The following is a 23640-nucleotide window of genomic DNA, read 5'->3' as shown; positions in this document are numbered from 1 at the left end:
AATCGCGCTCGTCCGCCGTTGCCGTGCCCGGCTCACGCCCGCGGGTCGTCCAGTCCCACATCGGTCGACGCCGACGTCGGTGCTGTATGAGCCGGCCGGGAAGTCGGGGACTACAGCCCCGTGGCGCCGTCGACCCGCTCGCGCAGGAGATCCGCGTGGCCGAGATGGCGGGAGTACTCCGAGATCATGTGGTTGTAGATCAACCGCAGCGACATCAATTCGCCATTATGGACGAAGGTGTCGTCGAGGGAGGCGTTCTCAACCGCCTCGTCGGCCAACCGGCACTCTTCCACGAACGTCTCGTAGTCGGCGGGGGCCGACGCCGGGTCGAGCTTCTCGAAGTCGGTGTCCTTCCCGACCTCGCTCGGGGCGTGCAGTGGTTCCACGCCCTGCCCGGCGAATCGGAGGCGGAACCACGTCCGCTCCACCTTCGCCATGTGCCGCAACAATCCCAGTAGCGACAGGCGCGACGGCTCCACCGAACGCAGCGCCAACTGCTCCCCCGTCAAGCCCGCGCAGAGCCTCAGCAGGGACGCGCGGTGCGCGGCGACGTACGTCGTCACCATCTCGCGTTCGGGTGCGGTGAAGGAGCCGGTCACGGTCGGGGCTTCGGGCGCGGTCCAGGTCATGTGGGCGATCCTGCCAGGTTGACCGAACGCGCCACCGGTCACCGTCCGCGCGCCGCGTCCACGTGCGCGGTCGGCGTGCGAAGGATGTGGAAGAGTGGCACACATCGGTACCAGCCGCGCCAAGGAGACACGATGGCCTACACCCGACACATTCCGCTGGAAGGCGGGCTGAATCTGCGGGACATCGGTGGCTATCGCACGGAGAAGGGGCGAGCCCTCGTCAAGGGTCGATTGTTTCGCTCGGGCTCTCTGACGAAACTCACCGATGACGACGTGAAGGTCATCGACCGTCTGGGGCTGCACACCGTCATCGACTTCCGAGTGTCGGCCGAGATCGTCGGGGACGGCCCGGACCGACTCCCCGACGGCATAACCGTGACGAATCTGCCGGTCGGCGGAGGAACCTTCCAGCAGCTACAGGCCGCCGCCACCGCCGATGACCCACAGGAGATCGGGAAGGCGCTCGCCGCCGGTCGCGGCGAACAGACCATGCTCGACATCACGCGCGGCTTCGTCTCCGACGAGGTGCAACGCGAGCAGTTCGCGACGGCGCTTCGGGCGATCACCGATCAACGCCGGGTTCCGTTGCTGTACCACTGCACGGCGGGCAAGGACCGGACCGGCTGGATGACGGCGATCGTGCTACGGCTGCTCGACGTTCCGATGGAGACGATCGTCGAGGACTACGTCCTGTCCAACGAGTACTTCGCGAAGGCGACAGAGGGACTTCTCGCGGCCGCCGAGTTCGCCGGCCTCGACGGCAGGCTGATCCGCCCGCTCCTGGAGCAGCGACCCGAATACCTGAAGGCCGCCTTCGACGAGGCCGACAGCATCTTCGGATCCTTCACCGGCTTCGTCCAGGACGGCCTGAACATAGAGGACGACCTGGTGAGCCGCCTCCGGCAATCGATGCTGGACTGACGGATAAGGAACCCCCGCGATGGAGTCTCTCAACCAGATCGGGCTCCTCGGGCTCGCGCTGCTCCTCGGTACGCTCATCGGAGCCGAACGCGAGTACGAGGGCAAAGCGGCGGGTATGCGCACCCACGCCCTCATCGCGCTGGGCTCCGCGTTGTTCGTGATGGCGGGCCGCTACGGCTTCGACATCGCCAGCGACGCGGTCGGCGCCGACCCCGCCCGGATCGCCGCCCAGGTCGTCTCGGGCATCGGCTTCCTGGGCGCGGGCGTCATCTTCTTCCAACGAAACCTCGTGTTCGGAATGACCACGGCGGCTTCCATCTGGGTCACGACGGCCATCGCCATGGCCTGCGCGGCGGGACTGCCGCTGATGGCCGCCGGAGTCACGGTCATGCACCTGGTCGTCGTCACCGGTCTCACTCCGCTGGAACGGGTCATCGCGCGCATCGGGAAGCGCTCCGGGAAGTTGCTCTTGACTTACACCTCCGGCGCCGCGCTCGCCGAGGCGCTGGCGGTATGCACCTCGCGTGGATTCACGGTCACCGAGGTCAGTACGGAGCGCTCGATCGAAGGTTCCCGCACGACCCGGCTCACGTTGCGCGGCAGGGGATCCGTCGCGAGACTCACCGCCGATCTGGCCGATCAGCCGCACATGCTCGGCGTCGAGCTGGACGAGCTCTGATCGACACCCGTCGTCCATTCATGACATCTGGTCGTCGCGTGTGGACGAATTCGAACGGTCACTCGGTCATCCAGCGCTGCCCCGTGTCGTCGAACGCGCACTCGTTGCCGCGCAGGTGTTGTGACGAGCGGTCGACCTGGTCGGCGGTGTCGAGGCAGAGGCCGGTGTCCACGCTGACGAGGTTCCACAAGTACCGACCGTCGTCTACCTCGGCGAGTTCCATCTCCCAGCCCAGCGAGTCGACGCATTCGACCTGGTAGATGTATCGATCGTCGTCAGTTCGAATGCACAGATTGGAGTGCGTCGCGACCCGCTCCACTATGGGTGTGACCTCGTGGGCGCTCAGTGCGTCGGACGTGGCCAGGACCGTCGCGAGGGACTTCCCGCGCAGGTGGTCCATCACCAGGAAGGCGAACGGTTCACCGCCGGGCTCGGCGTGCTCGCCGTAGTCGTGGATCGCGACGATCCCGGAATGCTTGAGCCCGGCGAGAATCCGAGCCTCGGCGATGAACCTCTTCGACGACTCGGCATCGGCGATCAAGCCGGGACGCAGGACTTTGGCGCAAACGACCCGGCCGAGCCTGGTGTCGGTCGCGGTCCAGACGTCCCCCATGCCTCCGCCCCCGATGCGTTCGATGAGCTGGTGACGGTCGGCGAGTCGGTATCCGGGATGCACAGGCCTTCTCCACGATCGAGCGACGTCCATTCTTTGTGGAGATGGGTATCCGAGCGATACCAGCGTTTCGGTGGATGAAGTGCGCCCGCGTTGTCGCGTGCTATCTCCCCGTCTCGACCGGGTTCGCCGCCGGGGCAGGCCATCGAGGTCACGCCACTGTGGTCGTGGGAAGGTCATTCGACTCGGTCGATCGCCGGGTCGGGGACCTCGCCGAGGAACTCGATCCAATGCTGCTTCGCGCACGGGTAGTGGACGCTCGCCTCGACGAGGCTCAGGAACTCGGTGATGGTGGAGGAGAACCGTGTCGCGAGTGCCTCGACCTTGAGGTCGCCGTCCTGTTCGAACGCCTGATGTGCCTGCGCGAGGGAGAACATCTCGGGATAGACGCGGGCGCCCAGGTGTTCCAACGGTACCCGCAGCGCCCACAGTCCTCGGTTGCCCCCGCTCATCGACGGGGACGCGGACATCAGCAGAACCTGCTTGCGCGCCAACGGTTGTGGGCGAAGGCGGGACGCCCAGTCGATGAGGTTCTTGATGTTGGCAGGGAAGGAGGCGTTGTACTCGGGACTGGCGATGACGAGCGCGTGGGCGGCGGCGAGCCGGTCCGTGAAGCCGAGCAGGCCGGGTGGCGGGCCGTCGGCGCGCTCGGTGTCGGCGTCGTACATGGGCACGGGCCAGTCCGAGATGTGCGCGAGGTCGACGTCGGCTCCGGCGCGAGCGGAGCAGCGGGCGGCGAGTTCGGCGAGGCGGTTGTTGTACGAACCGGTGCGCAGGCTGACCGAGAAGATCAGCGCGCGCACGCGCGTGTCACGTGTGGCCATGTCCCCCGTCTCGTCGACCGTCGCGACGAGTATCACCGACTTCCGGCTCCGGTGGCGGAAGCCGCGCGGTGTGTCGTCAGTCCGGGACGCGCGCGACGATGAGGAACCGGTGGCTGTTCACTTCGAACGGTCCCTTGTCGCGAATGCGTTCGTGAAGTGCGCGGAGTTGCTCGCGGCGGTTCTCGACGGTGAATCCGGGGATCTGCCATGGAATGACGCGCAGGTACAGCGCGACGGCTCCGATGTCGGTGAAGTGACCGAGTTGGCGTTCCTCGCGGGCGTCCACGATCTCGAAGGCGGCGGATTCGAGACCGGCGACCGCGATCGACAGGTCCCAGTCGAATGTCTGGCCGTCCTCTCCGAACGCCTCGTTCAGTTCGGCGAGGTCCGTCCCACCGACCTGCTGGGTGACGAACACTCCGCCCGGTCGCAGCACGCGGCGCAGTTCTGCGGGGGTGTAAGCCTCGTGGCGGTTGATGACGAGGGAGAACGCCTCGTCGGGGAAGGGAAGTTCGGCGTTGTCGTCGTCATAGGTCTGGACCACCTCGATGCCGAGGGGTTCGAGCCGGTGACGCGCGACCGCCACGTTGGGCTCCCAGCCTTCGGTGGCGACGGTCTTGGCGGGGATGCCGGGTAGGTCCGCGAGGAACTCGCCGCCGCCGGTCCCCATGTCGAGGAGGCTGTCCGCGGTGTTCAGGTGTCGGGCGACGACGTCGGTGTAGTCCCAGGAGGGTGACGAGTCGTGGAACCGTTCGCCGAACACCGAGAAGTCCCATCCTTCGAAATCGGTCTGTTCCGCGTCGTCGATGAGTTTGTCGAATTCCATGCCGTACCGTACGTGCCCGCCACGATGGACCGCAACGGTCTTAGGCGGGTTCCCAGCGTGCCGCCCGCATGTCGATTCGGGCGGCGTCCCCCTTGCCCCGCAGGGGTGTCCCTTCGGCGCGGTAGTGCGCGAGCGCGCGGGTTCGGTGTCCGTCGAGGAGACCGCCGTCGGCGCGGACGACGCGCCACCAGCTCACGCTGCCGCCGTAGTGGGACATCACGGCGCCGACTTGACGCGGACCGCCTTCGCCGATCAGTTCGGCGATGTACCCGTAGGTCAGGACGCGGCCAGGTGGAATCTCGTCGACGGCGGCGAGGACGCGTTCGGCGTACTCGGGAATCTCGGCGCTCACACCGGCGCATTATTCACGGCACGGATGCCCGGCGTCCACGCGGCGTCGAGCTCGTCGCGGATGGACAGGACGTTGGTACGGGCGACTATGACGTCCAGCGCGAACTCTGGGTCCACATTGGCGCGTTTGGCGCGGGCGAGTGCCTCGCCGAGTTCGACCTGCGCGCGCTGAAGACGTCCGACGAGTCGCTTTCCATTGGGACCGTATACACCGACGGCCGCGTTGCGGGCCTTCTTGCGGGTGCCGAGGGTGCGCATCTGGTCGAGTTCGTCGGCGGTGATGACGGCGGCGGGTTGACCCTTCATGATCTCGCCGAACCAGTGCCATTCGCGCCGGACGGCGTAGCGGTACAGCACCACGAAGAACACGAGAATGAGGACGCCCTTGCCAAACGACAGGAACACCGTCAGCGCCGAGGGCAGCCAGGACGGCATCGGCGAGTTCCACAGGAAGTGAGCGGCCCACGCGGCGATCGTTCCCGCGACGGCGGCGCCGTACCGCAGAGTCGCCGAACGTCGGCTGGTGACGGCGAAGGCGATCCCGAGGCCCGCTACTCCACTGTAGATGGGGTGGCTCCACGGGCCGGCGACGACGATCCGGGTGAGGGTGATCGAGAGGGATCCGGCGAGATCGCTGTTGGGGTTGTTGAGCGCGTAGTTGATCGCGTATGTCAGGTTCTCGACGACCTGGAAACCGAGCCCGATCAGCGCGCCGTAGATGAGACCGTCGAGTGCGCCGTTGAAGTGCTCGCGGACGATGAACACGAGCAGGACCACGCCGAGCGTCTTCAACCACTCCTCGTTCAGCGGGCCGGCGATCGCCGGCCCCCATTTCGTCGTGAACGCGACCCCGTACTCCTTCGTCAGAAGCGCGAGCAGGTTGTTGTTGGCGATGATGGCCAGGGACGTCGCGGCGAGGCCTCCCCACAGGAACGCGGCGGCGCGCACCGCCGCGGGCTCACGTTCGAACAGGTCCATGCGCGCCAGGATCCACACGAACCCGACCGCCAATATTCCATTCAGGATTATCGCGATCCACAGCGCCGTCGACAACTGTTGCAGGCCGTCCGCCATCGTCTCGCCGATGTGGACGAGACCGAATCCGACCACGAGGACGTACAGCCAGTACGCGGGGCGGCGCACCCGAACGAAGGTGCCCTGCCCCTCCACGACGACACGCGCCAGGTCACCCATTCACGACACCTCAAGAGTGGCAAGTATTTGTTCGATCGCCTTGGTCTCGCCGTCGAGCCGCCCCAGTGGCGCGTACGCGACGACGACCGCGGCCACCGCGCCTCGACCGACCACGATGAGGACGCCGCTGTATCGCTCGCCGGTCATGTTCCCGGCGTAGCCCGTGAGCCCCGTCGGCGATTCGTAGGAGCGCTTCCCCGTCGTGAACATCGCCGGGTCCGCATTGGACTGATCGCGGCGTTGTCGATCGAACAGGACGGACATGTCGTTGACGCCCGCGACGGCCGTCACCTCCACCACGGCCGGACCGTGCACCAGGTCGATCCGGGAGGCTCGGTTGTTCCCGGTGTCGGTCGTCCACCCGTCGTCGTCGGGAACGGTGACCACGACCGTGCCAGTGCCGGGCGCGTCGGGCGTGCCGACGGCTGTCAACACGAAACGATCCCCGGCCGATAGCTCACGCTCGCCGGACACCGAGTTGTTCCAATGTGACCAGATGACGGCGGGGGCGAAGACCAGGATCGCCATGACGACCGCCGACCAGGTACGCCCGCGTTCCAGCCCGAGGCGATTAAGCCGCACCGCGCCGTCGACCACGATCCGTCCCCTTCCGCGCCGCTCGTCCCGTCGTGCGACAGCTTAACGAGAACGACACCGGCGTCACGGCCGTCACACTCCGCGCGCCGTAATCCACCCCACCGGGCGACCCCCGCGCGTCTGCGACTCATGGCCGCGTCGGTCAGCACGCTCCGGCCGTTCGGTGACTGACAAACGCGATCAGGACTGCTAGGTTCGTGAGACTTATTCACGTTAGCCTCCGGAGGACTCGTGTCCGATTTTCCCCGCTTCCCCTCCGACTTCCATTGGGGCGTCGCCACCTCGGCGTTCCAGATCGAGGGCTCCACCGGCGCCGACGGCCGTCAACCGTCTATTTGGGATTCATTCACGGCGCGACCAGGCGCGATCCGCGACGGACACACCGCCGACGTCACCTGCGACCACTATCGACGCTACGGCGAGGACGTGGAGCTGCTGAGTCGACTCGGCGTCGACACCTACCGTTTCTCGATCGCCTGGCCGCGCGTCATCTCCGCGAACGGCCAGGTCAATTCGAGTGGGCTCGACTTCTACGACCGGCTCGTCGACGCGTTGACCGCCGCCGACATCGCCCCCATGCCGACCCTGTTCCACTGGGACCTGCCGCAATCCCTCCAGGACGCGGGCGGGTGGCGAAACCGGGACACCGCCTCGCGATTCGCCGACTACACGGCCGCCGCCGTCGACCGGATCGGCGACCGCGTCGACACCTGGATCACCCTCAACGAACCCTTCGAACACATGGCCCTCGGACACGCGCTCGGCCTGCACGCCCCCGGCGAGACACTGATGCTCGACGCATTGCCCGTCGCACACCACCAACTGCTCGCGCACGGCCTCGCGGTGTCCGCGCTGCGCGCCGCCGGGGCTCCCGCCGTGTTGCTCACGAACTCCTACTCGCCCGCCGAACCGGCCACGGACGGCGAGGCCGACCAGATGGCCGCGGCGATCTACGACACGCTCCACCGTCGCCTGTTCACGGACCCGGTGCTCCTCGGCCGATACCCCGATCTCAGCGCCTTCGGCGTCGATACGGACTTCGTCCACGACGGCGATCTGGCCCTCATCTCCGCGCCCCTCGACGGTCTCGGCGTCAACTACTACAACCCGACGCGACTCGCCGCCGCGCCCGAAGACGCTCCACTGCCCTTCGAGATGGTCCCGATCGACGGCGTCCCGCACACCGACTTCGACTGGCCCGTCATCCCCGATGGCCTGACCAGGACGCTCGTCGGACTGCGCGACACCTACGGCGACCAGCTACCACCACTATGGATCACCGAGAACGGCTGCTCGTACGGCACCGGCCCCGACGCGTCCGGCCGAGTGGCCGACATCGAGCGGATCGACTACCTGGACGCGCACATCCGCGCCGTCGCCACCGCGATCGACGCGGGCGTCGACGTCCGGGGATATCTGGTGTGGACACTCACCGACAACTTCGAGTGGGCCGAGGGATACCATCAGCGCTTCGGCCTCGTCCACTTCGACGTCGACTCCGGCGAACGCACCCCCAAGGACTCCTTCGCGTACTACCGCGACCTCATCGCGGACCAACGACAATGAGCGTCGACGCACTCGCGGAACCGACCGCGCGCGTTCGCGGCGCATGGACCGCCGGGCTGAGCACCGCGATCCTCGGGATCTACATCGCGTTCATGACGCCGATCCAGATCCTGCTCCCCATGCAACTGGCCGACGTCGATCCGTCCGGGAAGATCGCCGCGCTCGGCTGGGTCACCGGCGTCGGGGCGCTCGTCGCCGTCGTCGTCAACCCGCTCGCCGGCGCCCTGTCCGACCGGACGACCGGACGATTCGGCAGGCGACACCCCTGGACGGTCGCGGGTGTCGCGCTCGGCGCGGCGGGGCTGGTGTTCACCGGATTCCAGTCCACCACGATAGGAGTCCTCATCGGATGGTGTCTGGCGCAGGCGGGACTCAACGCCGCGTACGCCTCGCTCAACGCCGCCGTCCCGGACCGCGTTCCGGTGCGCCAACGCGCCGCCGTGTCGGGGTGGATCGGTATCCCACAACCCCTCGGACTCGTCGTCGGCGCCCTGCTCGTGACGCTCCTCGTGACGACGACCGCCGCGGGATACGGGCTCGTCGCGGTCGCCGTCGTCGTGGGAGCGCTCCCCTTCGTCCTGGCCAGCCGGGACGCGCCCCTTCCGCGCACTGCCCGCCAACCACTGGCGATCGGGAGCATCCTCCGGGGCCTGTGGATCAATCCGCGCCGCCACCCGGACTTCGGTTGGGCGTGGCTGACCCGCTTCCTCGTCATGCTCGGCAACTCGACCGGGACGCTCTACCTGCTGTACTTCCTGGACGACGCGGTCGGTTACGAGCGACTATTCCCGGGGCACAGCGCCGACGAAGGGGTCCTGATCCTGACGGTCGTCTACACCGTCGGCGTGATCGCGACGGCTGTCGTGGGCGGCGTGGTGTCGGACCGATCCGGGCGGCGCCGCCTGCTCGTCATGGTGTCCTGTGTGGTCATGACGGTGGCGGCGATCATGCTGATGCTCTGGCACACCTGGCCCGTGGCGATCGCGGCGGCATTCGTCCTGGGCGCGGGGTTCGGCGTATACCTGGCGGTCGACCAGGCGCTCATCACGCAGGTGCTGCCGACCGCGGCCGATCGCGGAAAGGACCTCGGGGTCATCAACATCGCGAACTCGGCGCCGCAGGTGCTCGGACCGGCGCTGGCGGCCCCCGTCGTCGCGGGCCTCGGCGGCTACACAGGCCTATATGGATTGACGGCCGCGCTGACGATCCTCGGCGGCGTTCTGGTGTGGAAGATCAAAGGCGTCCGCTGACGCGATCCGCGACGGACGAGAAAGAGGGGGCGCGGACCTGGCGCCCCCTTTTTCTCGATCAGCCGACCGTCGTGGTCCAACCGTGGACGTCCTCGGCCTCGCCGTACTGGATCGCCAACAACGCGCTCCGCAGATCCATGGTCAGCGGCCCGGCCACGCCGCCCGACGCGGGGAAGCTCCCCGTGTGGTCACTGACGTTGCCGATGGGCGTGACGACCGCCGCCGTACCGCACGCGAATACCTCCGTGAGGGCCCCGGAGGCGGCGTCGGCCTTCCATTCGTCGATGCCGTATCGCCGCTCGATCACCTCGTAGCCCTTTTCCTGGGCGAGCGTGATCACGGCGTCCCGCGTGATGCCGGGCAGGATCGTGCCCAGCTCGGGCGTGATGACCCGCTTCTCCTCGCCGTAGACGAAGAAGACGTTCATGCCGCCGAGCTCGTCGACGTACTTGCGGTGCACGGCATCAAGGAACACGACCTGCTCGCAGCCGTGCTTTGCCGCCTCGGCCTGCGGGAGCAGCGACGTGGCGTAGTTGCCGCCGCACTTGGCCGCGCCGGTGCCACCGGGGGCGGCACGCGTGTACTCCTGCGACACCCACATGTTGACCGGCTTCGGACCGGCCTTGAAGTAGGCGCCGGCCGGGGAAGCGATGACCCCGTATATGTACTCAAGGGATGGACGGACGCCCAGGAACGCCTCCGACGCGAACATGAACGGACGCAGGTAAAGGCTCGAATCCTCGGTGGTGGGAATCCACTCCCGATCGATGGACAGAATCGCCTCGAGCGACGCCAGGAACAGTTCCTCCGGCAACTCCGGCATGGCCATCCGCTGGGCCGAACGCTGGAACCGGCGGGCGTTCTCCCACGGTCGGAACAGGCCGACCGAGCCGTCCGGACGGCTGTACGCCTTCATTCCCTCGAAGATCTCCTGGGCGTAGTGCAGCACGGCGGTCGCCGGAGACAGCGACAGCGGACCGAAGGGCTCGATTCGGGCGTCGTGCCAGCCCTTCCCCTCCGCGTACCGAACGGTCACCATGTGGTCGGTGAAGAAACGGCCGAAACCGGGATTCTCCAGGATGGCGGCACGCTCCGCGTCGGGCAGCGGCTGCGGGTTGCGCAGGATTTCGAATTGGGCGAGGGCGGCGCTACCACTCATCTGCTGGCCTCCGGTGGTCGGCTTTGTCGCAAGGGTCGCCTTGCGGACGACGGTTGTATGCATTGAAACTTACCGTTCGTTCAGTTGCCGTGCTGGCGGCCCCTGCGACCACGACGAATGGCGCCGAGTGGGCCTGCCGCCCGGCGCTGGTGGGAAACGCGAGCGACTATCCGAGAATGTCGGATACTCGCGTCGCTACCCTGTCGCCGATGTCGGAGGTCGACAGGGGAAGTCCTGGGGTTCGCCCGGACAGTTCGTCGCCGACGGCGGTGCCGACGGCGGTGGCGGCCTCGTTGTGGCCGAGATTCTCCAACAGCAACGACACCGACAGGATCGCCGCGATCGGATCGGCGACGCCCTGCCCTGCGATGTCGGGCGCGGAGCCGTGAACGGGTTCGAACATCGACGGATGCGCGCCGTCGGGATTGACGCAACCCGACGCGGCCAGCCCGATGCCACCGGTGACGGCGGCGGCGATGTCGGTCAGGATGTCGCCGAACAGGTTGTCGGTGACGATGACGTCGAACGACTGCGGCCGGTTCACGAGGAACATCGCGGCCGCGTCGACGTGCTGGTAGTCGGTGTCGACGTCCGGGTAGTCGGCCGCGACCTCGGCGAAGGTGCGGCGCCACAGGTCACCGGCATGGACGAGGACGTTCGCCTTGTGCACGCACGTGACGTGCCGTCGGTCGCGCCTCGACGCCCGCTCGAACGCGTCACGGATGACCCGTTCGGTGCCGTACCGGGTGTTCAGGCTCTCCTCCGTCGCGATCTCCGCCGAAGATCCCTTATGGAGTGATCCGCCGGCCCCGGCGTAGAGTCCCTCGACGCCCTCTCGAACGACGACGAAGTCGATCTCGCCGGGTTTCACGTCGGCGAGCGGCCCACTCGTGCCGGGCCACAGTCGAGACGGGCGGAGATTGACGTACTGGTCGAAGGCGAACCGCAGGCGCAACAGGAGGCCACGTTCGAGGACGCCTGGCGGAACGCTCGGGTCCCCGACGGCGCCCAGGAGGATCGCGTCGTGCCCGTCCAACTCGTCGAGAACCGAGTCCGGCAGGGTCTCGCCGGTCGCGTGGTACCGGGACGCGCCGAGATCGTATTCGGTCGCCTCGTAACCGGGGAGCGCGACGTCGAGGACCTTGCGAGCCTCCGCCGTCACCTCCGGTCCGATACCGTCGCCGCCGATCACCGCGATCCGGGTCATCCCCCGCACGTCCTCTCCGTAGTTCCGTTCCGCTGACGAACGCCACCATACCGGGGTGTCCCGAATAGCGGCTCGATCGTCCCGAATGGCAGGATCGGCGAGTCGCGATACGCCTACCGACGCGGCCCGATCACCCCAAAGGAACCGATGACCCCGTTGACCGCCCTCCTCATCGACCGATACGACACGATGACCCGCACCCGGCGCGAACTCCTCACCGAGGCGATCATTCGACGCGGTGGAAGCGCCGACGCCGAGGCACTGCTCGACGCCTTCCTCGCGGCCCCCGACGACCGGGCGGACCTGCTCGACGTCATCGCCCGCCACGGTCGCGTCGACATGGCCGAGAGCATCTTGGCGGCCGTCCTCGACGGAGACCGACTGCGAGACGACGCGCCGACCGAGGCGCTGTGGGCGGTGGGGCGGCTCGGCTACGAACCGGCCGAGCGTTTGCTGTGGGAGCATGTCGACTCCCGGAACGGGGCGATGGAGGACGCGTGTCTGGGGCTGTTCCACCTGTCGTGCGCGACGATCCGCGACGACATCGACGCGGCGCTGCGACGCGACGAGGGGTCGGCGTTGTTCGCGGAGTTCCTACCCCTGTTGGCGGTCAAGACCGGCGATGACGATTGGCCGCGACGACTCGTCGACTGGGGACGGTCGGCGTCGACGGACTGCAACGGCGGCCTCCTCGCCGGAATCGCGGCGTTCGGGGATCGAGAACGCTTCGAAACGGTCCTGTGGGACCCGTGGTGGGAGACCTTCGGGGGCGGCACCGGCACCGACCGGTGGGCGTACGCCGGGTGTCGCCTGCTCGGCCTGGGCATCCCGGCGCTGTACGACGCCGCGAGGAGCCGGTTGGAGGAGACGGATGGGGCCGGACGGCGCGCGGTGCTGGCGACGTTCGCCAAGGTGCTGTGGCACACGGCGAACGGGACCACCGTGGGCCTGACCGCCACCGACTCCCCCGAAGAATCGGCGTTGGACCTGCACGACGCGGTGTTCGAGTGGAGCACCCCGCACCGGGACGATTCGGTGATCGGGCTCGCGGGACAGTCCCTGGATCGGGACAGCGGGACGTGGAGGGTCCTGTACGAGGCGCGGGACAGGCTGTCGTGGCGGGCCCGCGTCGAGCTGCTCGGCGCGGGCTGAACGAGACGTCAGCGAGCGCTCGGGGGCGTGCCGTCCCCGAAGGGTCGGCCGCCGAGGCGTTCCCGGCCGTGCGCCGTGGCGAAGACCGACAGGTCGGGGCCGTCGGGCACGATTCCCGTCGGGTTGATGTCGGAGTGCACGACGTAGTAGTGCCGCTTGATGTGGTCGAAGTCCACGGTGTCGGTGAAACCGGGGGTCTGGTACAGGTCGCGGGTGTAACCCCACAGCGCCGGCATCTCGGTGATCTTGTTGCGGTTGCACTTGAAGTGACCGTGATAGACCGGGTCGAAACGGACGAGTGTCGCGAACAAACGGATGTCGGCCTCGGTGATCGTGTCCCCCATGAGGAAGCGCTGGCCGGTCAGTCGCTCCTCCAGCCAGTCGAGGCATTCGAAGACGTCGGTGTAGGCGCGGTCGTACTTGACTTGGGAGGTGGCGAAACCGGCGCGGTAGACGCCGTTGTTGAATTGGCGGAAGATCCGGTCGATCACCGCGTCCATCTCGGGACGCAGGTCCTCGGGATACAGGTCGGGGGCGCCCTTGCGGTGGTACCGCTTCCACTGTGTCGACAGGTCGAGCGTCATCTGGAGGTAGTCGTTGGTGACGAGCTCACCCGACGGAATGTCCACGATGGCGGGAACGCTGATGCCGCCGTCGTAGTCGGGCTCGCGCTTGTGATACGCCTCGGCGATGTAGTGAATCCCCAGCACTGGATCGATGTCACCGGGGTCCAGAGTGAACCGCCAGCTCTTCTCGTCCTGGATCGGGTCGGTGACTCCGACGGAGAGCGCGTCCTCCAGGCCGAGCAGGCGACGGACGACGAGCATCCGGCTCGCCCACGGGCAGGCCTTCGACACGACGAGTCGATACCGGCCGGGCTCGACGGGCCACGCCGAGGAACCGTCGGAGGTGATCCGATCGTCGAAGTGACTGAGCGACCGCTTGAACTCGCCGCTCTCATCGGTGCTGTGATTGTTCTCCACCATGCCGATTGACCTTTCATCGCGATGTCCGGTCCTTGAAGCCTAGACGCGCCTGGTCGTGCGCGGCGCGAGCGAGCCGGGTGACGAGCGACCTTTCATGGTCACCCATCACGCGAGGCGCGGCCGGGAGCCGGGCGAGGAACTTCCGTTCGGCGCCTCAACCGTGGGCGGTGGACCAGCGCGCGCCGGCGGCGAGATGTTCCAGGTGTCCCTCGTCGCGCACCACAATGGTCATGTCGACGTAGGGGGCGCGCGAGAAGGGAAGGTCGGCGAGCAGTGTCCACACCGTCTCATCGGTCAGGTCGGCGGGGGCGTCGGGCGTGTCGCACTCCCCACCGTCCAACGCGGCGACCTCGCCCTGTGTGGGGAGGTTGAGTAGCGGGCCGACCTCGACGAGCTCGATGATCGCCTCGGCCCGACGTTCGAAGGCGTCGAGGTCACTGACCGTCCACACATGATGGTCGGTGCCGCGTCGTCCGTGATTACCGCTGAGCGCGTACACCTCGGAGGCCTGGCGTCGAGGTTCGTCAATGTCGCCGTCGTCGGTGAGCAGATATCCGTCCTCGGTGACGCGGACTCTTCGCCCGAAGTAGAGGTCGCTGAGCGCCGCGAAGTCTCCACGTAGACGCATGGCGCGTTCGATCTCGATCCCGCGCTCGGCGGAGAACGGCCACCGATCGCCACGGCCGTCGTCCGCCTCGTCCTCGGTGTAGGCGAAACCGCGCTCCAGTCGGCCCCACGCGTCCATCAACAGCGCCAACGCGAACGGCTTCTCGTGGGGCACATAGGGAGCGTCGGGGTGCACGAGGTGTACTCGGCCGCGTAGGGTCTGGCGGTCAACGACATCGACGGACACGATATACAGGTCAGACACAGTGGATACCTCGCCGGCGTGGGCGACCGGCGGTCGCCATCGACGCCGACTGTAGCGATCGGCACCGACGGCCTCTCGGCCGCGCGCCGAAGTATTCCTCCATTGCGGTGCGTCGCGCGTCGACGAGCGCCGGTGGTCGTGCCCGCCTCCGAACGGCATCGCCTCCGCCCCAACGAATCCGGGCCATGTCACGAACGTCGTCGACCGCGTTCGCCCGGCCATCCCTGCGAACCCGCGTCGCACCACCATGGACCGTCAGCAGACCGAGCCGAATATCGTTGGCGTTCAGCGGGTCCGGACCCGGGCGGGGAGAATGACGACGGCTCGACCGCGACGGCGTCACCGTCACGACCGAGCCGCCGGGCGTTCTAGTCCGTCAGGACGACGGTGCTCGCGGCCGAGGCCCCGACGGCGGAACTCAGGCGCGCCAACAGATCCGACGAGACCATGGCGTCCACTCCGACGACCATCAGCGCCTCGCCGCCGGCTTCCTTACGGGCGACCTGCATCGCGGCGATGTTGATACCGGCGTCGCCGAGCGCGCCACCGACGACGCCGACGACACCGGGGCGGTCGTCGTACCGCAGGATCAGCAGCGGACCCTCGGCGTCGATCTCGATGTCGAATCCGTCGATCTCGGTGAGTTTGCGGATCTCCTTGAGCCCCTGGGTGACCGTGCCCGAGACCGTCAGGGCGCGACCGTCGACGAGGGCACCGCGCACGGTGATCTTGTTGTGGAAGTCGCGGCTCTCGGTGGACGTGAACAGACCGACGTCGACCCCGCGCTCCGCCGCCAACAGCGGCGCGTTGACGTAGGTGACGTTCTCGGCGACGTCCACGAACAGGCCCTTCGTGGCGGCGAGCTGGAGGACGGTGACGTCGTTGTCGACTATCTCGCCCCGGACCTCGACCGTGATCGACTGGGCCGCACCGCCGGAGACGGCCGTGAAGACACGACCGAGGCGCTCCGCCAAGGGCAGCAGCGGGCGAACGTCCTCCGCGACGATCCCTCCGGTTTGGACGTTCACGGCGTCGGGGACGAACTCGCCGGAGAGCGCGAGTTTGACGCTGCGCGCGACGGCGAGACCGGCGTTGTCCTGTGCCTCCCGTGTGGACGCCCCGAGGTGCGGGGTGACGACGACGTTCGAGAGCTCGAACAGGGGCGAGTCGGTGCACGGCTCGCTGGAGAACACGTCGATGCCGGCCCCCGCCACTCGACCGTCGGCGAGCGCGTCGGCGAGCGCCTGTTCGTCGATGAGGCCGCCGCGCGCGGCGTTGACGATGCGAACGCCGGGCTTGACCTTGTCGAGTTCGTCCTTGCCGATGAGACCGACCGTCTCGGGCGTCTTCGGCAGGTGGATCGAGATGAAGTCGGCCTTCAGCAGCAGGTCGTCGAGGCTGGTGAGGGTGATGCCGAGTTGCGCGGCGCGCGCCGGCTGGACGTACGGGTCGTAGGCGATGATCGTCGTGTCGAACGCGGCCATGCGGGCGGCGAACAGCTGGCCGATGCGTCCGAGCCCGACGACGCCGACGGTCTTCCCGGCAATCTCGACGCCGGTGAACTGGGATCGCTTCCACTCGCCGCGTTTGAGCGAGGCGTCGGCGACCGCGGTGTGCCGGGCGCTCGCGAGTAGCAGGGCGACGGCCTGTTCGGCGGCGGAGACGATGTTGGACGTGGGCGCGTTGACGACCATGACGCCGCGCGACGTCGCGGCCGAGACATCCACATTGTCCAGTCCGACGCCGGCGCGGGCGACGACCTTCAGGCGGGGTGCGGCGGCGAGCGCGTCGGCGTCGATGCGGGTGGCGCTCCGGACGATGACCGCGTCGGCCTCGGTGAGCGCGTCGTGCAGGGTGGGGACGTCGGTGCCGTCGATGGTGCGGACGTCGAAGTCGTTGGACAAGACCGCGAGGGCGGAGTCGGCGAGTTTGTCTCCGATGACGATGACGGGTCGATCGGGCGTGGTCATGGTGGTGAACGCTCCTCGCGTCGGTGTGTGCGATACGGCGGGGATGGCCACGCTGCCATCATTCGACGGTGGCGCTGCGCAAGGGGTGAGCAGCGATAATGCCGTCGCACATCGTATGTCGGGCGCGCGTCCGTTTCCACTCGGGGTGGGCGGTTTGTGGCGTGGTTCCTCGTCGTTTCCCTTGGCCGGCTGATCGTTCCGCTTGATGGGACGGGGCCGTGCCGAGCGATTCGCCCGATCGAGGGACAGCGGAACGGCGGACCTCGTTCGGGCGAATCGCTCGGCTTCGCGGAGTCCTTCCCGAAGTTGCCTCGGGGAAGGACCGGGCGGGCGCTCAGTGGCCTTCGACGGACATGCCGCGCGGGGTCATCCACCACACGATCACGGCCGTGGCGATCATGAGGGCGGCGCCGACGAGACCGACCGTGGCGAGCGCGTCGGTGAACGCGGCTCGGGCCGCGTCGGCGAGTTCGGCTCCGGCGGGGCCGAGGTCGTCGGCGACGGTGATCGCGCCGCCGATGGATTCGCGGGCGGCCTCGGCGTCGGCTCGGCTGACGCCGAGGGCGTCGAGGTCGATCGGGGCGACGAGTCGCGCGAACATGACGGCGGCGATGCTACCGAGGACGGCGACACCGAGGGTGTTTCCGACCTCGAAGGAGGTCTCCTCCATGACGGCGGCGTTGCCCGCGCGTTCGGCGGGCGCGGACGACATGATCACGGCGGATCCGATCGCGAGGGAGGCCATTCCGGCACCGACGAGGACGAGGGCGATCGCGACGGGCGGGTACGTCCACGGCCGAGGGATGACGTAGAGCAGGGCGAAGCCGAGCCCGCCGACGAAGAGGCCCCCGGCCATGACGGTGCGGGCGCCGATCCAGTCGGCGATGCGTGGCGCCAGGGGCGAGAGGATCCCGGAGACGATCGCCGACGGGAGCAGGTGCAGCCCCGCCTCCAGCGGGGTGTAGCCCTCGACGAGTTGCATCCATTGCGCGATGAGCAACATCATCGCGGCGATGGCGACGCTCGTGACGAGCGCGCACAGGAGTCCAGCGGTGAGTTCGCGGCTGCGCAGGAGCCGAATGTCGAGCAGGGGTTCCGGTCGGTTGAGGCACCGCCGCGCGAACCAGACGAGGCAGCCGACGCCGATGACGGTCGCGGTGAGCGCCGTCGGGTCGGCGATGCCGTACTTGCCGAAGGCCTTGATGGCGTATACGACCCCGGCCATGCCGACGATGGACAGGACGACTCCGAGTGCGTCCCAGCGGACCTTGGCGCCGTACGACTCGGGCAGGAACAGCAGGCTGGCGACGATCGCGACGATCATGACGGGTGTGTTGAACAGGAAGGCCGCGTGCCAGGTGAACACCTCGAGCAGGGCGCCGCCGACGATCGGCCCGACGCCCGCGCCGACGGCGGCCATCGCGCCCCAGATGCCCAGCGCGACGGCGCGTTCGCGGGCGTCGGTGAAGAGGTTGCGGATCATCGACATTGTGGACGGCATGATGAGCGCACCGCCGAGCCCGAGGAGGGCGCGCAGCGCGATCAGCGCGACCGGGGAGTCGGCGACGATGACGAGGAGCGGAATCGCGCCGAAGGCGACGTAACCGATGATGAGCATGCGGCGGCGACCGAAGCGGTCGGCGAGACCGCCCGCGACGACGAGGAAACCGGCGACGACGAGCGAGTAGACGTCGACGATCCAGAGCAGTTCCACGGACGACGGGTGCAGGTCCGCGTCGATGGCGGGAATCGCGACATTGAGGATGGTCATGTCCATGACCACGATCAGGAGGCTGGCGCAGAGGACGGCCAGACCGACCCAGCGGCGGGGGTCGGCGGGGACGGCGGATCTGGCGCTGTCGGGCACGGAATCGACTGTAGACATGGAGCTTCCTGAGGCTGTCGGGTATGGGGAAATGGGATTGGAGGTTGTCTCGTCATCTCAGGTCGTGCGAGGCGAGCGGCGGGGCGTCACTCGGCGAGGCGGAGGACCGCCCGCACACCGATTTCGGCCATGTCGTCTGGCGCGCTGGAACGCGGCCGATGGCCGTCGAACCACTGACGCGGTTCGACCATGAACACCGCGACGCCGCCGGAACCGAACTGCTGGGTAACGAGACGGCCTCCGAGGCGGTGATGCCGTGCAGTACGGTCTGGCGCAGCAGGCGGGCGGCGTCGCGGACGGGGATGTCGCCGCAGCGAATCGCCTCACGCAGGCCGACGAGTGCCCCGAAGATCGTGTGGCCGATCCACGCGACCGGCAGGTCCGCGCGCAGTACACCGGTCCGTTGCGCCGCGGCGTAGAAGGCGTGTTCGCGGGCGCGCAGGACTTCCGAGCCGGCGACGACCTCCTCGTCGGACAGCAGGGAGTATTCGAGCCAGGTAAATCCGTATTCCTCCGCGTCGCGCAGGAGGTGCCCGAAGAGGTCGTCGACGGCGGTGCGGATACGGTCGACGTCGCCCGATTCGGTCGCCTCGTCGATGGCGGCCGCGTCGAGGGCGTCCCGCCAGGACTCGATGGACATTCGTCCGAGATGGATTATCAGGTCATCGCGGGTGGCGAAGTGCCTGTGCAGGGTCGCCCGACTGACTCCCGCCGAAGCCGCGATGCGCGCCATCGGCGCGGAAGGATCGACGTTGAGCAGCCGCAAGGCGGCCTGGGCGATGCTGTCGCGCCGCATGTGAAACCCCCGATTGAGACATAACTGTCTCAGACGATACAGCTTTGTATCAGCCTCACGGAGGCTCCGTGACGGAACACACCACCTCCGTCGCGATGTCGTTTTACGACCGTTATGACACCGGACCACCGGACCGTCGCGAATGGTACGATTTTCCGCCCCAATTCCAGCGAGTCGCCCACCGCGCCGCCGACGGACACGAGGACGCCATGACTCAACCCCCACAATGGTGGAACGCATTGGTCGCCGACCCGATCACCAGGCACTACGGCATCGACTGGCATGACCCGTCCGACTGGAAACCCGCCGTCCCGCAATCCTGGTCCGGCTGCATGTCCACCCCGAGACTCAGGGAACGCGACGAACTCGACAGAAGCACCGCGCTGCGCGTCGGCACCGGCCCCGCCACCCCGGTCCGCAGACCCGACGGCAGCCACGTCGAGTGGTACCTCCAGGATGGGACCCTCCGCTGCGCCCTCGGCCCCCGTTACGACGGCTGGCTGTGGATCGACGTCGAACCGACCGCCACCGGAATCACCACCGCGCTCGACGCGATCCCCGCACGACTGCCGACGCTGGTCGACCTGCCGTCGATCCACCGTGGATTCATCGGACTTCGTCCCGACGTCCTCGTGCCCGACACGACGTCCGGAACCTTCGTCCCGCTCAGCGAGATCGCGCTGATCGCGTACTTCGCCGGCGTCGGCTACGTCGACCTCGGCACCTGGGGCAGCGCGCACCTCGACGACCCCTACCCCGACGGCCCGCACACCACCGCGACCCCCGCCCACCGCACCGGCCGCCCCGGACGCATCCCCTCCAGAACCTGGCGCACGGCGCAATCCCGCTCCTACGTGTCCATCGAGATCCACAACAGACAGATCGTGTGCGCCGCCGTCAGATACCGGCCCACACCCGTCCACCAGCACCCGATCGTCGCGGCCTTCAACGAGGCCACCGGCAGCGATCACCCGCACGACCTCCCGCTCGACGTCGTCGGAGCCCTCACCGGCTTCGACCTGACCACCAAACGCGGCCTCGAACACGCCGAGACCTCGACCCCCGAGGAGACCGCCACCGTCGTGCGCATCCTCGCCGCGCTCGCCAGCGGCGACCTCGCCTCGGCCACCCGCCTCCGCGACTACGTTGACCACCCGGAGCCCGGTGTCCGGCTGGCGCTCGCCGGAACCGCCGCCTGGTACGGATACCGCTTCCTCCTCGACGAACTCGCCCACCACGAACCCGATCCCCAGCTGCGGATCGAGCTCGAGGCGCTCATCATCGAGGGCACCCGCCCCGACCGGCACGACCCGTTCGACGACGACCTCACCGCCCCCGCCACCACCTGAGCAACAGGAGAACCCGATGCCCCGGACCATCATCCTGACCGGCGACGCCGACCTCACCGCTCTCGCGACGGACGGACGCTGGCGACTCGTCGACGTCACGACCGCCGGACACGTCGACTACGCCCAGACCGCCTGGGAGACACCGACGGGCGCGATCGTCCGCCGCGTCGACCACCACACCGGCGGAGTCCCGCTGATCACCGTCCACGCGGGATCCGAGCTCGACACGCTGACCGACCACATCAGATCCGCCGTCGACACGATCGACGTCGAGGACCTGCTCACGACGCTCACGGCGCCCGAGACCGAGCCGGTCGAGCTGATCCGAGCGCTGCGCCGGCTCCAACTCGCCCATCATCACGACCGCGACGATCCCGCCCCTCTCGACCCGCGTTATCTCGAGCTGACGACCACGCTGGTCGCGCATCCCGAACGCGCCGTCCGGCTGACGATGATGCTCGTCGCCGACGACCTCGCCACGATCTGGCCCGAACTCACCGCGCCGATCCTCGCCAGGCACGGCGTCGAGGAGGAACTGGCACACATCATCGAGGCATTCCGGGCCGTCGCCGAGGATTGACCGCGCCCGGCACCGGGAACGCCGACACGATCACAGTCGGTACACAAGGGACGTCATGCGATTCCGTCGCGCCACGCGGGCTCCACACCACCGGAGGTTGGACCACCAACAGCTCCATGATGGAACCGTCGGTCCGCGCGTCGGACCTCCACACTGACCACACGATCGACATGCCTCAGTCGAACCGCGACGCGACCTCGACTTCCGTTTCACCCGAACGCTTTCCGTCAGGAAGGTTGACGATTTCCCTTGCCTTACTTACTGAGCAGTCAGTAAGCTAGCCATCCACGTTCATCAATGTGAATGGAGGCGCCATGCGCCGCTCCCTCATGGCGAGCCTGCTCGCCGGTTCACTCATCACGACCGCGCTCCTCACGTCACCGGCGTCGGCGGCCCCGACCACCGACACCGAGCCATCCGTCGAGACGGCCCACAACACCGCCACCACCGCCGAACTCGACGCGTTCTGGACGCCCGAACGCATCCGAGACGCGGTGCCCCTCGACGCGCCGCCCGCCGGACCTCGACTCGGCTCCCCCGCGCCTCCATCCACAGCGGATGCCGACGAGATCCTCGTTCCCGGCAGCGCGCCGACCGGCGACGTCGGCACGACGGGCATCGTCGAGACGACCGGGCGCCTGTTCTTCTCCTCGAACGGCGGAACCTACGTCTGCACCGCCACCGTCATCGCCGGAAACAACAAGTCCATGCTGGCCACCGCCAGGCACTGCGGTTTCGGCTCCGGCGGAACGAACTACCGCTTCGCGCCGAGTTTCAACAACAACAACGCGCCACACGGCTGGTGGGACTGGCGATCAGCGGGCTGGGTCAACGGCGGTGACGGCATCGAGTACGACTTCGCGTTCGTCGTCCTCAACACCCAGAACGGCCGGTACGTCACCGACGTCGTCGGCTCCGGGGGCCTGGCGTTCAACGCCGGCCACGGGCACTACATGCGGGTCGTCGGCATCCCGGCATCGACGAACAACGTCACGTCCTGCGAGGGCCAAGCCCACACTGGACCATCCAATCAGTACCTCTTGAACAACTGCAACGGACTGTCCGGCGGAGCCAGCGGCGGATCCTGGCTGATCAACTGGAACGGCAACAACGGCGGATACCAGGTCGGAACCTACTTCGGCAGCTACGGCTCGGCGGCGGCCGGCAGTTACTTCGGCGACGCCGCCCACGGCGTCTGGAACGGCGCCCAGAACAGCTGACAAGGCTCGGCGCCTCCGGGGGTCGACCGGAGGCGCCGGCTCAGAACGCGTACGGACCGAACCTGCCCCAGACGACGAAGGCCGCCGCGACGAGCAGCACCACGTTCACGATGATCTCGCGCCACTCCGATCGACGAATATGGACAATCGCCGCCAGAACCATGGTGACGGCCAGACCGAGGGCGGCCAGCGGCGTCAGGACGGTCGCGATGCCCGTCAACCCGGGCAGGACCAGACCGATCGCGCCGAGAATCTGGGTCACTCCGATGAATCGGATCGTGCCCTGTGAGAAGTCCTCGACCCACGCCATCTGGTCACGCAACTGGTCCTTGGGTCTCACGGTCTTCAGCGTCCCCGCCCCGAGGAACACGACTGCCAAGACGACCTGAACTATCCACAACGCCACGTTCATCGAAGGTCCCCGTTCTATCTGGACGGCGCGGCTCGACCGTACCGCCCGTCAAGCCGATCGTTCGAACGATTCGAGAACCGCCACGCCGTGAACCGCCACGCCGCTTCGGCAACCGTGTCCGCCGAGCGCCCGGAGGCCCTAGCTTGGTGGAATGAGGACGACATCCACGGATGTCCGCGTCGTCGGCACGCCGGACGCGCTGAACGAACCGACGGCCGTCACGATCGACCGGGGTCACATAGCGAGCACCGGAAGGTCTCCGGCCGAATGCGGGCGGCGTGGACGCGTCCGGTCACACCATCACCCCGGGACCGATCGACGCGCACCGGCATTCGGGACACGCCTCGATCTCCATGGTGGACTCGGCGCCGTCCGATCCGCGCTACGCCACTCCGCGCGCCGCAGACCAGACGCTTCCGCGCGGACTCACGACGGTCCAGGACGTCGGAGGCCCGTCGTCCCCGCTCAAGTGGTCCATCGAGGAGGGCCGTCAAGGGACCGAGCGTCCACCCGGCGAGCGCGACCGGAGGGAATCCGCCATGA

The 23640-nt window shown here is 67.9% G+C and carries 23 protein-coding genes; 8 read left to right on the top strand and 15 right to left on the bottom strand.

What is annotated here, in order from left to right; genetic code table 11:
* Positions 1 to 110: 110 nt before the first annotated feature.
* On the bottom strand, positions 111 to 629 hold the full coding sequence (locus tag ACM9NP_RS07450) for a mycothiol transferase (RefSeq protein WP_415645869.1): 519 nt from the start codon (positions 627 to 629) through the stop codon (positions 111 to 113).
* Positions 630 to 761: 132 nt separating this feature from the next.
* Here ACM9NP_RS07450 and ACM9NP_RS07445 point away from each other — a divergent pair, with 132 nt between their 5' ends.
* Together ACM9NP_RS07445 and ACM9NP_RS07440 are read left to right on the top strand one after the other, a co-directional pair.
* Positions 762 to 1550, top strand: coding sequence for a tyrosine-protein phosphatase (locus ACM9NP_RS07445; protein WP_415645868.1), 789 nt, complete (start codon positions 762 to 764; stop codon positions 1548 to 1550).
* Between the two features lie 19 nt (positions 1551 to 1569).
* Complete coding sequence (locus tag ACM9NP_RS07440; protein ID WP_415645867.1) at positions 1570 to 2229, top strand: MgtC/SapB family protein; 660 nt, start codon at positions 1570 to 1572, stop codon at positions 2227 to 2229.
* 58 nt (positions 2230 to 2287) lie between these two features.
* Here the strand turns inward: ACM9NP_RS07440 and ACM9NP_RS07435 are convergent, their stop codons facing one another.
* The 6 genes from ACM9NP_RS07435 to ACM9NP_RS07410 all read right to left on the bottom strand — a co-directional run bounded on the left by ACM9NP_RS07435 (position 2288) and on the right by ACM9NP_RS07410 (position 6694).
* Positions 2288 to 2905 (bottom strand): protein kinase domain-containing protein, encoded by a 618-nt coding sequence (locus ACM9NP_RS07435; RefSeq protein WP_415645866.1) that lies wholly within the window; start codon positions 2903 to 2905, stop codon positions 2288 to 2290.
* Between the two features lie 173 nt (positions 2906 to 3078).
* Positions 3079 to 3726, bottom strand: coding sequence for an NADPH-dependent FMN reductase (locus ACM9NP_RS07430; RefSeq protein WP_415645865.1), 648 nt, complete (start codon positions 3724 to 3726; stop codon positions 3079 to 3081).
* Between the two features lie 76 nt (positions 3727 to 3802).
* Positions 3803 to 4552, bottom strand: coding sequence for a class I SAM-dependent methyltransferase (locus ACM9NP_RS07425; RefSeq protein ID WP_415645864.1), 750 nt, complete (start codon positions 4550 to 4552; stop codon positions 3803 to 3805).
* A 40-nt stretch (positions 4553 to 4592) separates the two neighbouring features.
* Complete coding sequence (locus ACM9NP_RS07420; RefSeq protein WP_415645863.1) at positions 4593 to 4904, bottom strand: MGMT family protein; 312 nt, start codon at positions 4902 to 4904, stop codon at positions 4593 to 4595.
* Positions 4901 to 6097, bottom strand: a complete 1197-nt coding sequence (locus tag ACM9NP_RS07415) for a PrsW family intramembrane metalloprotease (protein ID WP_415645862.1) — start codon at positions 6095 to 6097, stop codon at positions 4901 to 4903. The genes ACM9NP_RS07420 and ACM9NP_RS07415 overlap by 4 nt, the downstream gene beginning before the upstream one ends.
* On the bottom strand, positions 6098 to 6694 hold the full coding sequence (locus ACM9NP_RS07410) for a hypothetical protein (protein WP_415645861.1): 597 nt from the start codon (positions 6692 to 6694) through the stop codon (positions 6098 to 6100).
* Between the two features lie 231 nt (positions 6695 to 6925).
* Between ACM9NP_RS07410 and ACM9NP_RS07405 the strand changes: the two genes are divergently transcribed.
* Positions 6926 to 8260 (top strand): GH1 family beta-glucosidase, encoded by a 1335-nt coding sequence (locus tag ACM9NP_RS07405; RefSeq protein WP_415645860.1) that lies wholly within the window; start codon positions 6926 to 6928, stop codon positions 8258 to 8260.
* Positions 8257 to 9510 carry an MFS transporter gene (locus ACM9NP_RS07400; RefSeq protein WP_415645859.1) on the top strand — a complete coding sequence of 418 codons (1254 nt, stop codon included), beginning with the start codon at positions 8257 to 8259 and terminating at the stop codon, positions 9508 to 9510. The genes ACM9NP_RS07405 and ACM9NP_RS07400 overlap by 4 nt, the downstream gene beginning before the upstream one ends.
* A gap of 58 nt (positions 9511 to 9568) precedes the next feature.
* Here the strand turns inward: ACM9NP_RS07400 and ACM9NP_RS07395 are convergent, their stop codons facing one another.
* Both ACM9NP_RS07395 and ACM9NP_RS07390 read right to left on the bottom strand, forming a co-directional pair.
* Positions 9569 to 10669: a branched-chain amino acid aminotransferase gene (locus tag ACM9NP_RS07395; RefSeq protein ID WP_415645858.1), complete on the bottom strand. Its 1101-nt coding sequence runs from the start codon at positions 10667 to 10669 to the stop codon at positions 9569 to 9571.
* Between the two features lie 166 nt (positions 10670 to 10835).
* The gene (locus tag ACM9NP_RS07390) at positions 10836 to 11876 is read right to left on the bottom strand and encodes a 3-isopropylmalate dehydrogenase (RefSeq protein ID WP_415645857.1); all 1041 of its coding nucleotides are present in this window, start codon (positions 11874 to 11876) and stop codon (positions 10836 to 10838) included.
* A gap of 147 nt (positions 11877 to 12023) precedes the next feature.
* Here ACM9NP_RS07390 and ACM9NP_RS07385 point away from each other — a divergent pair, with 147 nt between their 5' ends.
* A complete protein-coding gene (locus tag ACM9NP_RS07385) occupies positions 12024 to 13028 on the top strand; it encodes a hypothetical protein (protein ID WP_415645856.1) in 1005 nt (334 codons plus the stop codon).
* A gap of 8 nt (positions 13029 to 13036) precedes the next feature.
* On the opposite strand, the gene ACM9NP_RS07380 is transcribed toward ACM9NP_RS07385, so the two are convergent.
* The 5 genes from ACM9NP_RS07380 to ACM9NP_RS07360 all read right to left on the bottom strand — a co-directional run bounded on the left by ACM9NP_RS07380 (position 13037) and on the right by ACM9NP_RS07360 (position 19536).
* Complete coding sequence (locus ACM9NP_RS07380; RefSeq protein WP_415645855.1) at positions 13037 to 14014, bottom strand: glutathione S-transferase family protein; 978 nt, start codon at positions 14012 to 14014, stop codon at positions 13037 to 13039.
* Between the two features lie 154 nt (positions 14015 to 14168).
* Positions 14169 to 14885: a hypothetical protein gene (locus ACM9NP_RS07375; protein ID WP_415645854.1), complete on the bottom strand. Its 717-nt coding sequence runs from the start codon at positions 14883 to 14885 to the stop codon at positions 14169 to 14171.
* A 368-nt stretch (positions 14886 to 15253) separates the two neighbouring features.
* Entirely contained in the window at positions 15254 to 16855 is a 1602-nt protein-coding gene (gene serA, locus ACM9NP_RS07370) for a phosphoglycerate dehydrogenase (RefSeq protein ID WP_415645853.1), read from the bottom strand.
* 334 nt (positions 16856 to 17189) lie between these two features.
* Positions 17190 to 18740 carry an MFS transporter gene (locus tag ACM9NP_RS07365; RefSeq protein ID WP_415645852.1) on the bottom strand — a complete coding sequence of 517 codons (1551 nt, stop codon included), beginning with the start codon at positions 18738 to 18740 and terminating at the stop codon, positions 17190 to 17192.
* A gap of 52 nt (positions 18741 to 18792) precedes the next feature.
* Complete coding sequence (locus ACM9NP_RS07360) at positions 18793 to 19536, bottom strand: TetR/AcrR family transcriptional regulator (RefSeq protein WP_415645851.1); 744 nt, start codon at positions 19534 to 19536, stop codon at positions 18793 to 18795.
* Between the two features lie 209 nt (positions 19537 to 19745).
* Between ACM9NP_RS07360 and ACM9NP_RS07355 the strand changes: the two genes are divergently transcribed.
* From ACM9NP_RS07355 to ACM9NP_RS07345, 3 genes are all read left to right on the top strand, one after another.
* Positions 19746 to 20885: a hypothetical protein gene (locus ACM9NP_RS07355; protein WP_415645850.1), complete on the top strand. Its 1140-nt coding sequence runs from the start codon at positions 19746 to 19748 to the stop codon at positions 20883 to 20885.
* A 16-nt stretch (positions 20886 to 20901) separates the two neighbouring features.
* Positions 20902 to 21465, top strand: a complete 564-nt coding sequence (locus tag ACM9NP_RS07350; protein WP_415645849.1) for a hypothetical protein — start codon at positions 20902 to 20904, stop codon at positions 21463 to 21465.
* A gap of 314 nt (positions 21466 to 21779) precedes the next feature.
* Positions 21780 to 22685 carry a trypsin-like serine peptidase gene (locus ACM9NP_RS07345; RefSeq protein ID WP_415645848.1) on the top strand — a complete coding sequence of 302 codons (906 nt, stop codon included), beginning with the start codon at positions 21780 to 21782 and terminating at the stop codon, positions 22683 to 22685.
* A 40-nt stretch (positions 22686 to 22725) separates the two neighbouring features.
* Here ACM9NP_RS07345 and ACM9NP_RS07340 read toward each other — a convergent pair whose 3' ends face one another.
* Positions 22726 to 23097 (bottom strand): DoxX family protein, encoded by a 372-nt coding sequence (locus tag ACM9NP_RS07340; protein ID WP_415645847.1) that lies wholly within the window; start codon positions 23095 to 23097, stop codon positions 22726 to 22728.
* Positions 23098 to 23640 lie beyond the last annotated feature (543 nt).

Source organism: Stackebrandtia soli, assembly GCF_965137155.1.
GTDB lineage: Bacteria > Actinomycetota > Actinomycetes > Mycobacteriales > Micromonosporaceae > Stackebrandtia > Stackebrandtia soli.
This window is presented reverse-complemented; position numbering and strand designations above follow the sequence as displayed.

Coding starts and splice junctions, on each gene's coding strand:
- ACM9NP_RS07450 (WP_415645869.1), bottom strand. CDS start 629: ATGACCTGGACCGCGCCCGAAGCCCCGACCGTGACCGGCTCCTTCACC.
- ACM9NP_RS07445 (WP_415645868.1), top strand. CDS start 762: ATGGCCTACACCCGACACATTCCGCTGGAAGGCGGGCTGAATCTGCGG.
- ACM9NP_RS07440 (WP_415645867.1), top strand. CDS start 1,570: ATGGAGTCTCTCAACCAGATCGGGCTCCTCGGGCTCGCGCTGCTCCTC.
- ACM9NP_RS07430 (WP_415645865.1), bottom strand. CDS start 3,726: ATGGCCACACGTGACACGCGCGTGCGCGCGCTGATCTTCTCGGTCAGC.
- ACM9NP_RS07425 (WP_415645864.1), bottom strand. CDS start 4,552: ATGGAATTCGACAAACTCATCGACGACGCGGAACAGACCGATTTCGAA.
- ACM9NP_RS07415 (WP_415645862.1), bottom strand. CDS start 6,097: ATGGGTGACCTGGCGCGTGTCGTCGTGGAGGGGCAGGGCACCTTCGTT.
- ACM9NP_RS07400 (WP_415645859.1), top strand. CDS start 8,257: ATGAGCGTCGACGCACTCGCGGAACCGACCGCGCGCGTTCGCGGCGCA.
- ACM9NP_RS07395 (WP_415645858.1), bottom strand. CDS start 10,669: ATGAGTGGTAGCGCCGCCCTCGCCCAATTCGAAATCCTGCGCAACCCG.
- ACM9NP_RS07390 (WP_415645857.1), bottom strand. CDS start 11,876: ATGACCCGGATCGCGGTGATCGGCGGCGACGGTATCGGACCGGAGGTG.
- ACM9NP_RS07385 (WP_415645856.1), top strand. CDS start 12,024: ATGACCCCGTTGACCGCCCTCCTCATCGACCGATACGACACGATGACC.
- ACM9NP_RS07380 (WP_415645855.1), bottom strand. CDS start 14,014: ATGGTGGAGAACAATCACAGCACCGATGAGAGCGGCGAGTTCAAGCGG.
- serA (WP_415645853.1), bottom strand. CDS start 16,855: ATGACCACGCCCGATCGACCCGTCATCGTCATCGGAGACAAACTCGCC.
- ACM9NP_RS07365 (WP_415645852.1), bottom strand. CDS start 18,740: ATGTCTACAGTCGATTCCGTGCCCGACAGCGCCAGATCCGCCGTCCCC.
- ACM9NP_RS07360 (WP_415645851.1), bottom strand. CDS start 19,536: ATGCGGCGCGACAGCATCGCCCAGGCCGCCTTGCGGCTGCTCAACGTC.
- ACM9NP_RS07355 (WP_415645850.1), top strand. CDS start 19,746: ATGACTCAACCCCCACAATGGTGGAACGCATTGGTCGCCGACCCGATC.
- ACM9NP_RS07350 (WP_415645849.1), top strand. CDS start 20,902: ATGCCCCGGACCATCATCCTGACCGGCGACGCCGACCTCACCGCTCTC.
- ACM9NP_RS07345 (WP_415645848.1), top strand. CDS start 21,780: ATGCGCCGCTCCCTCATGGCGAGCCTGCTCGCCGGTTCACTCATCACG.
- ACM9NP_RS07340 (WP_415645847.1), bottom strand. CDS start 23,097: ATGAACGTGGCGTTGTGGATAGTTCAGGTCGTCTTGGCAGTCGTGTTC.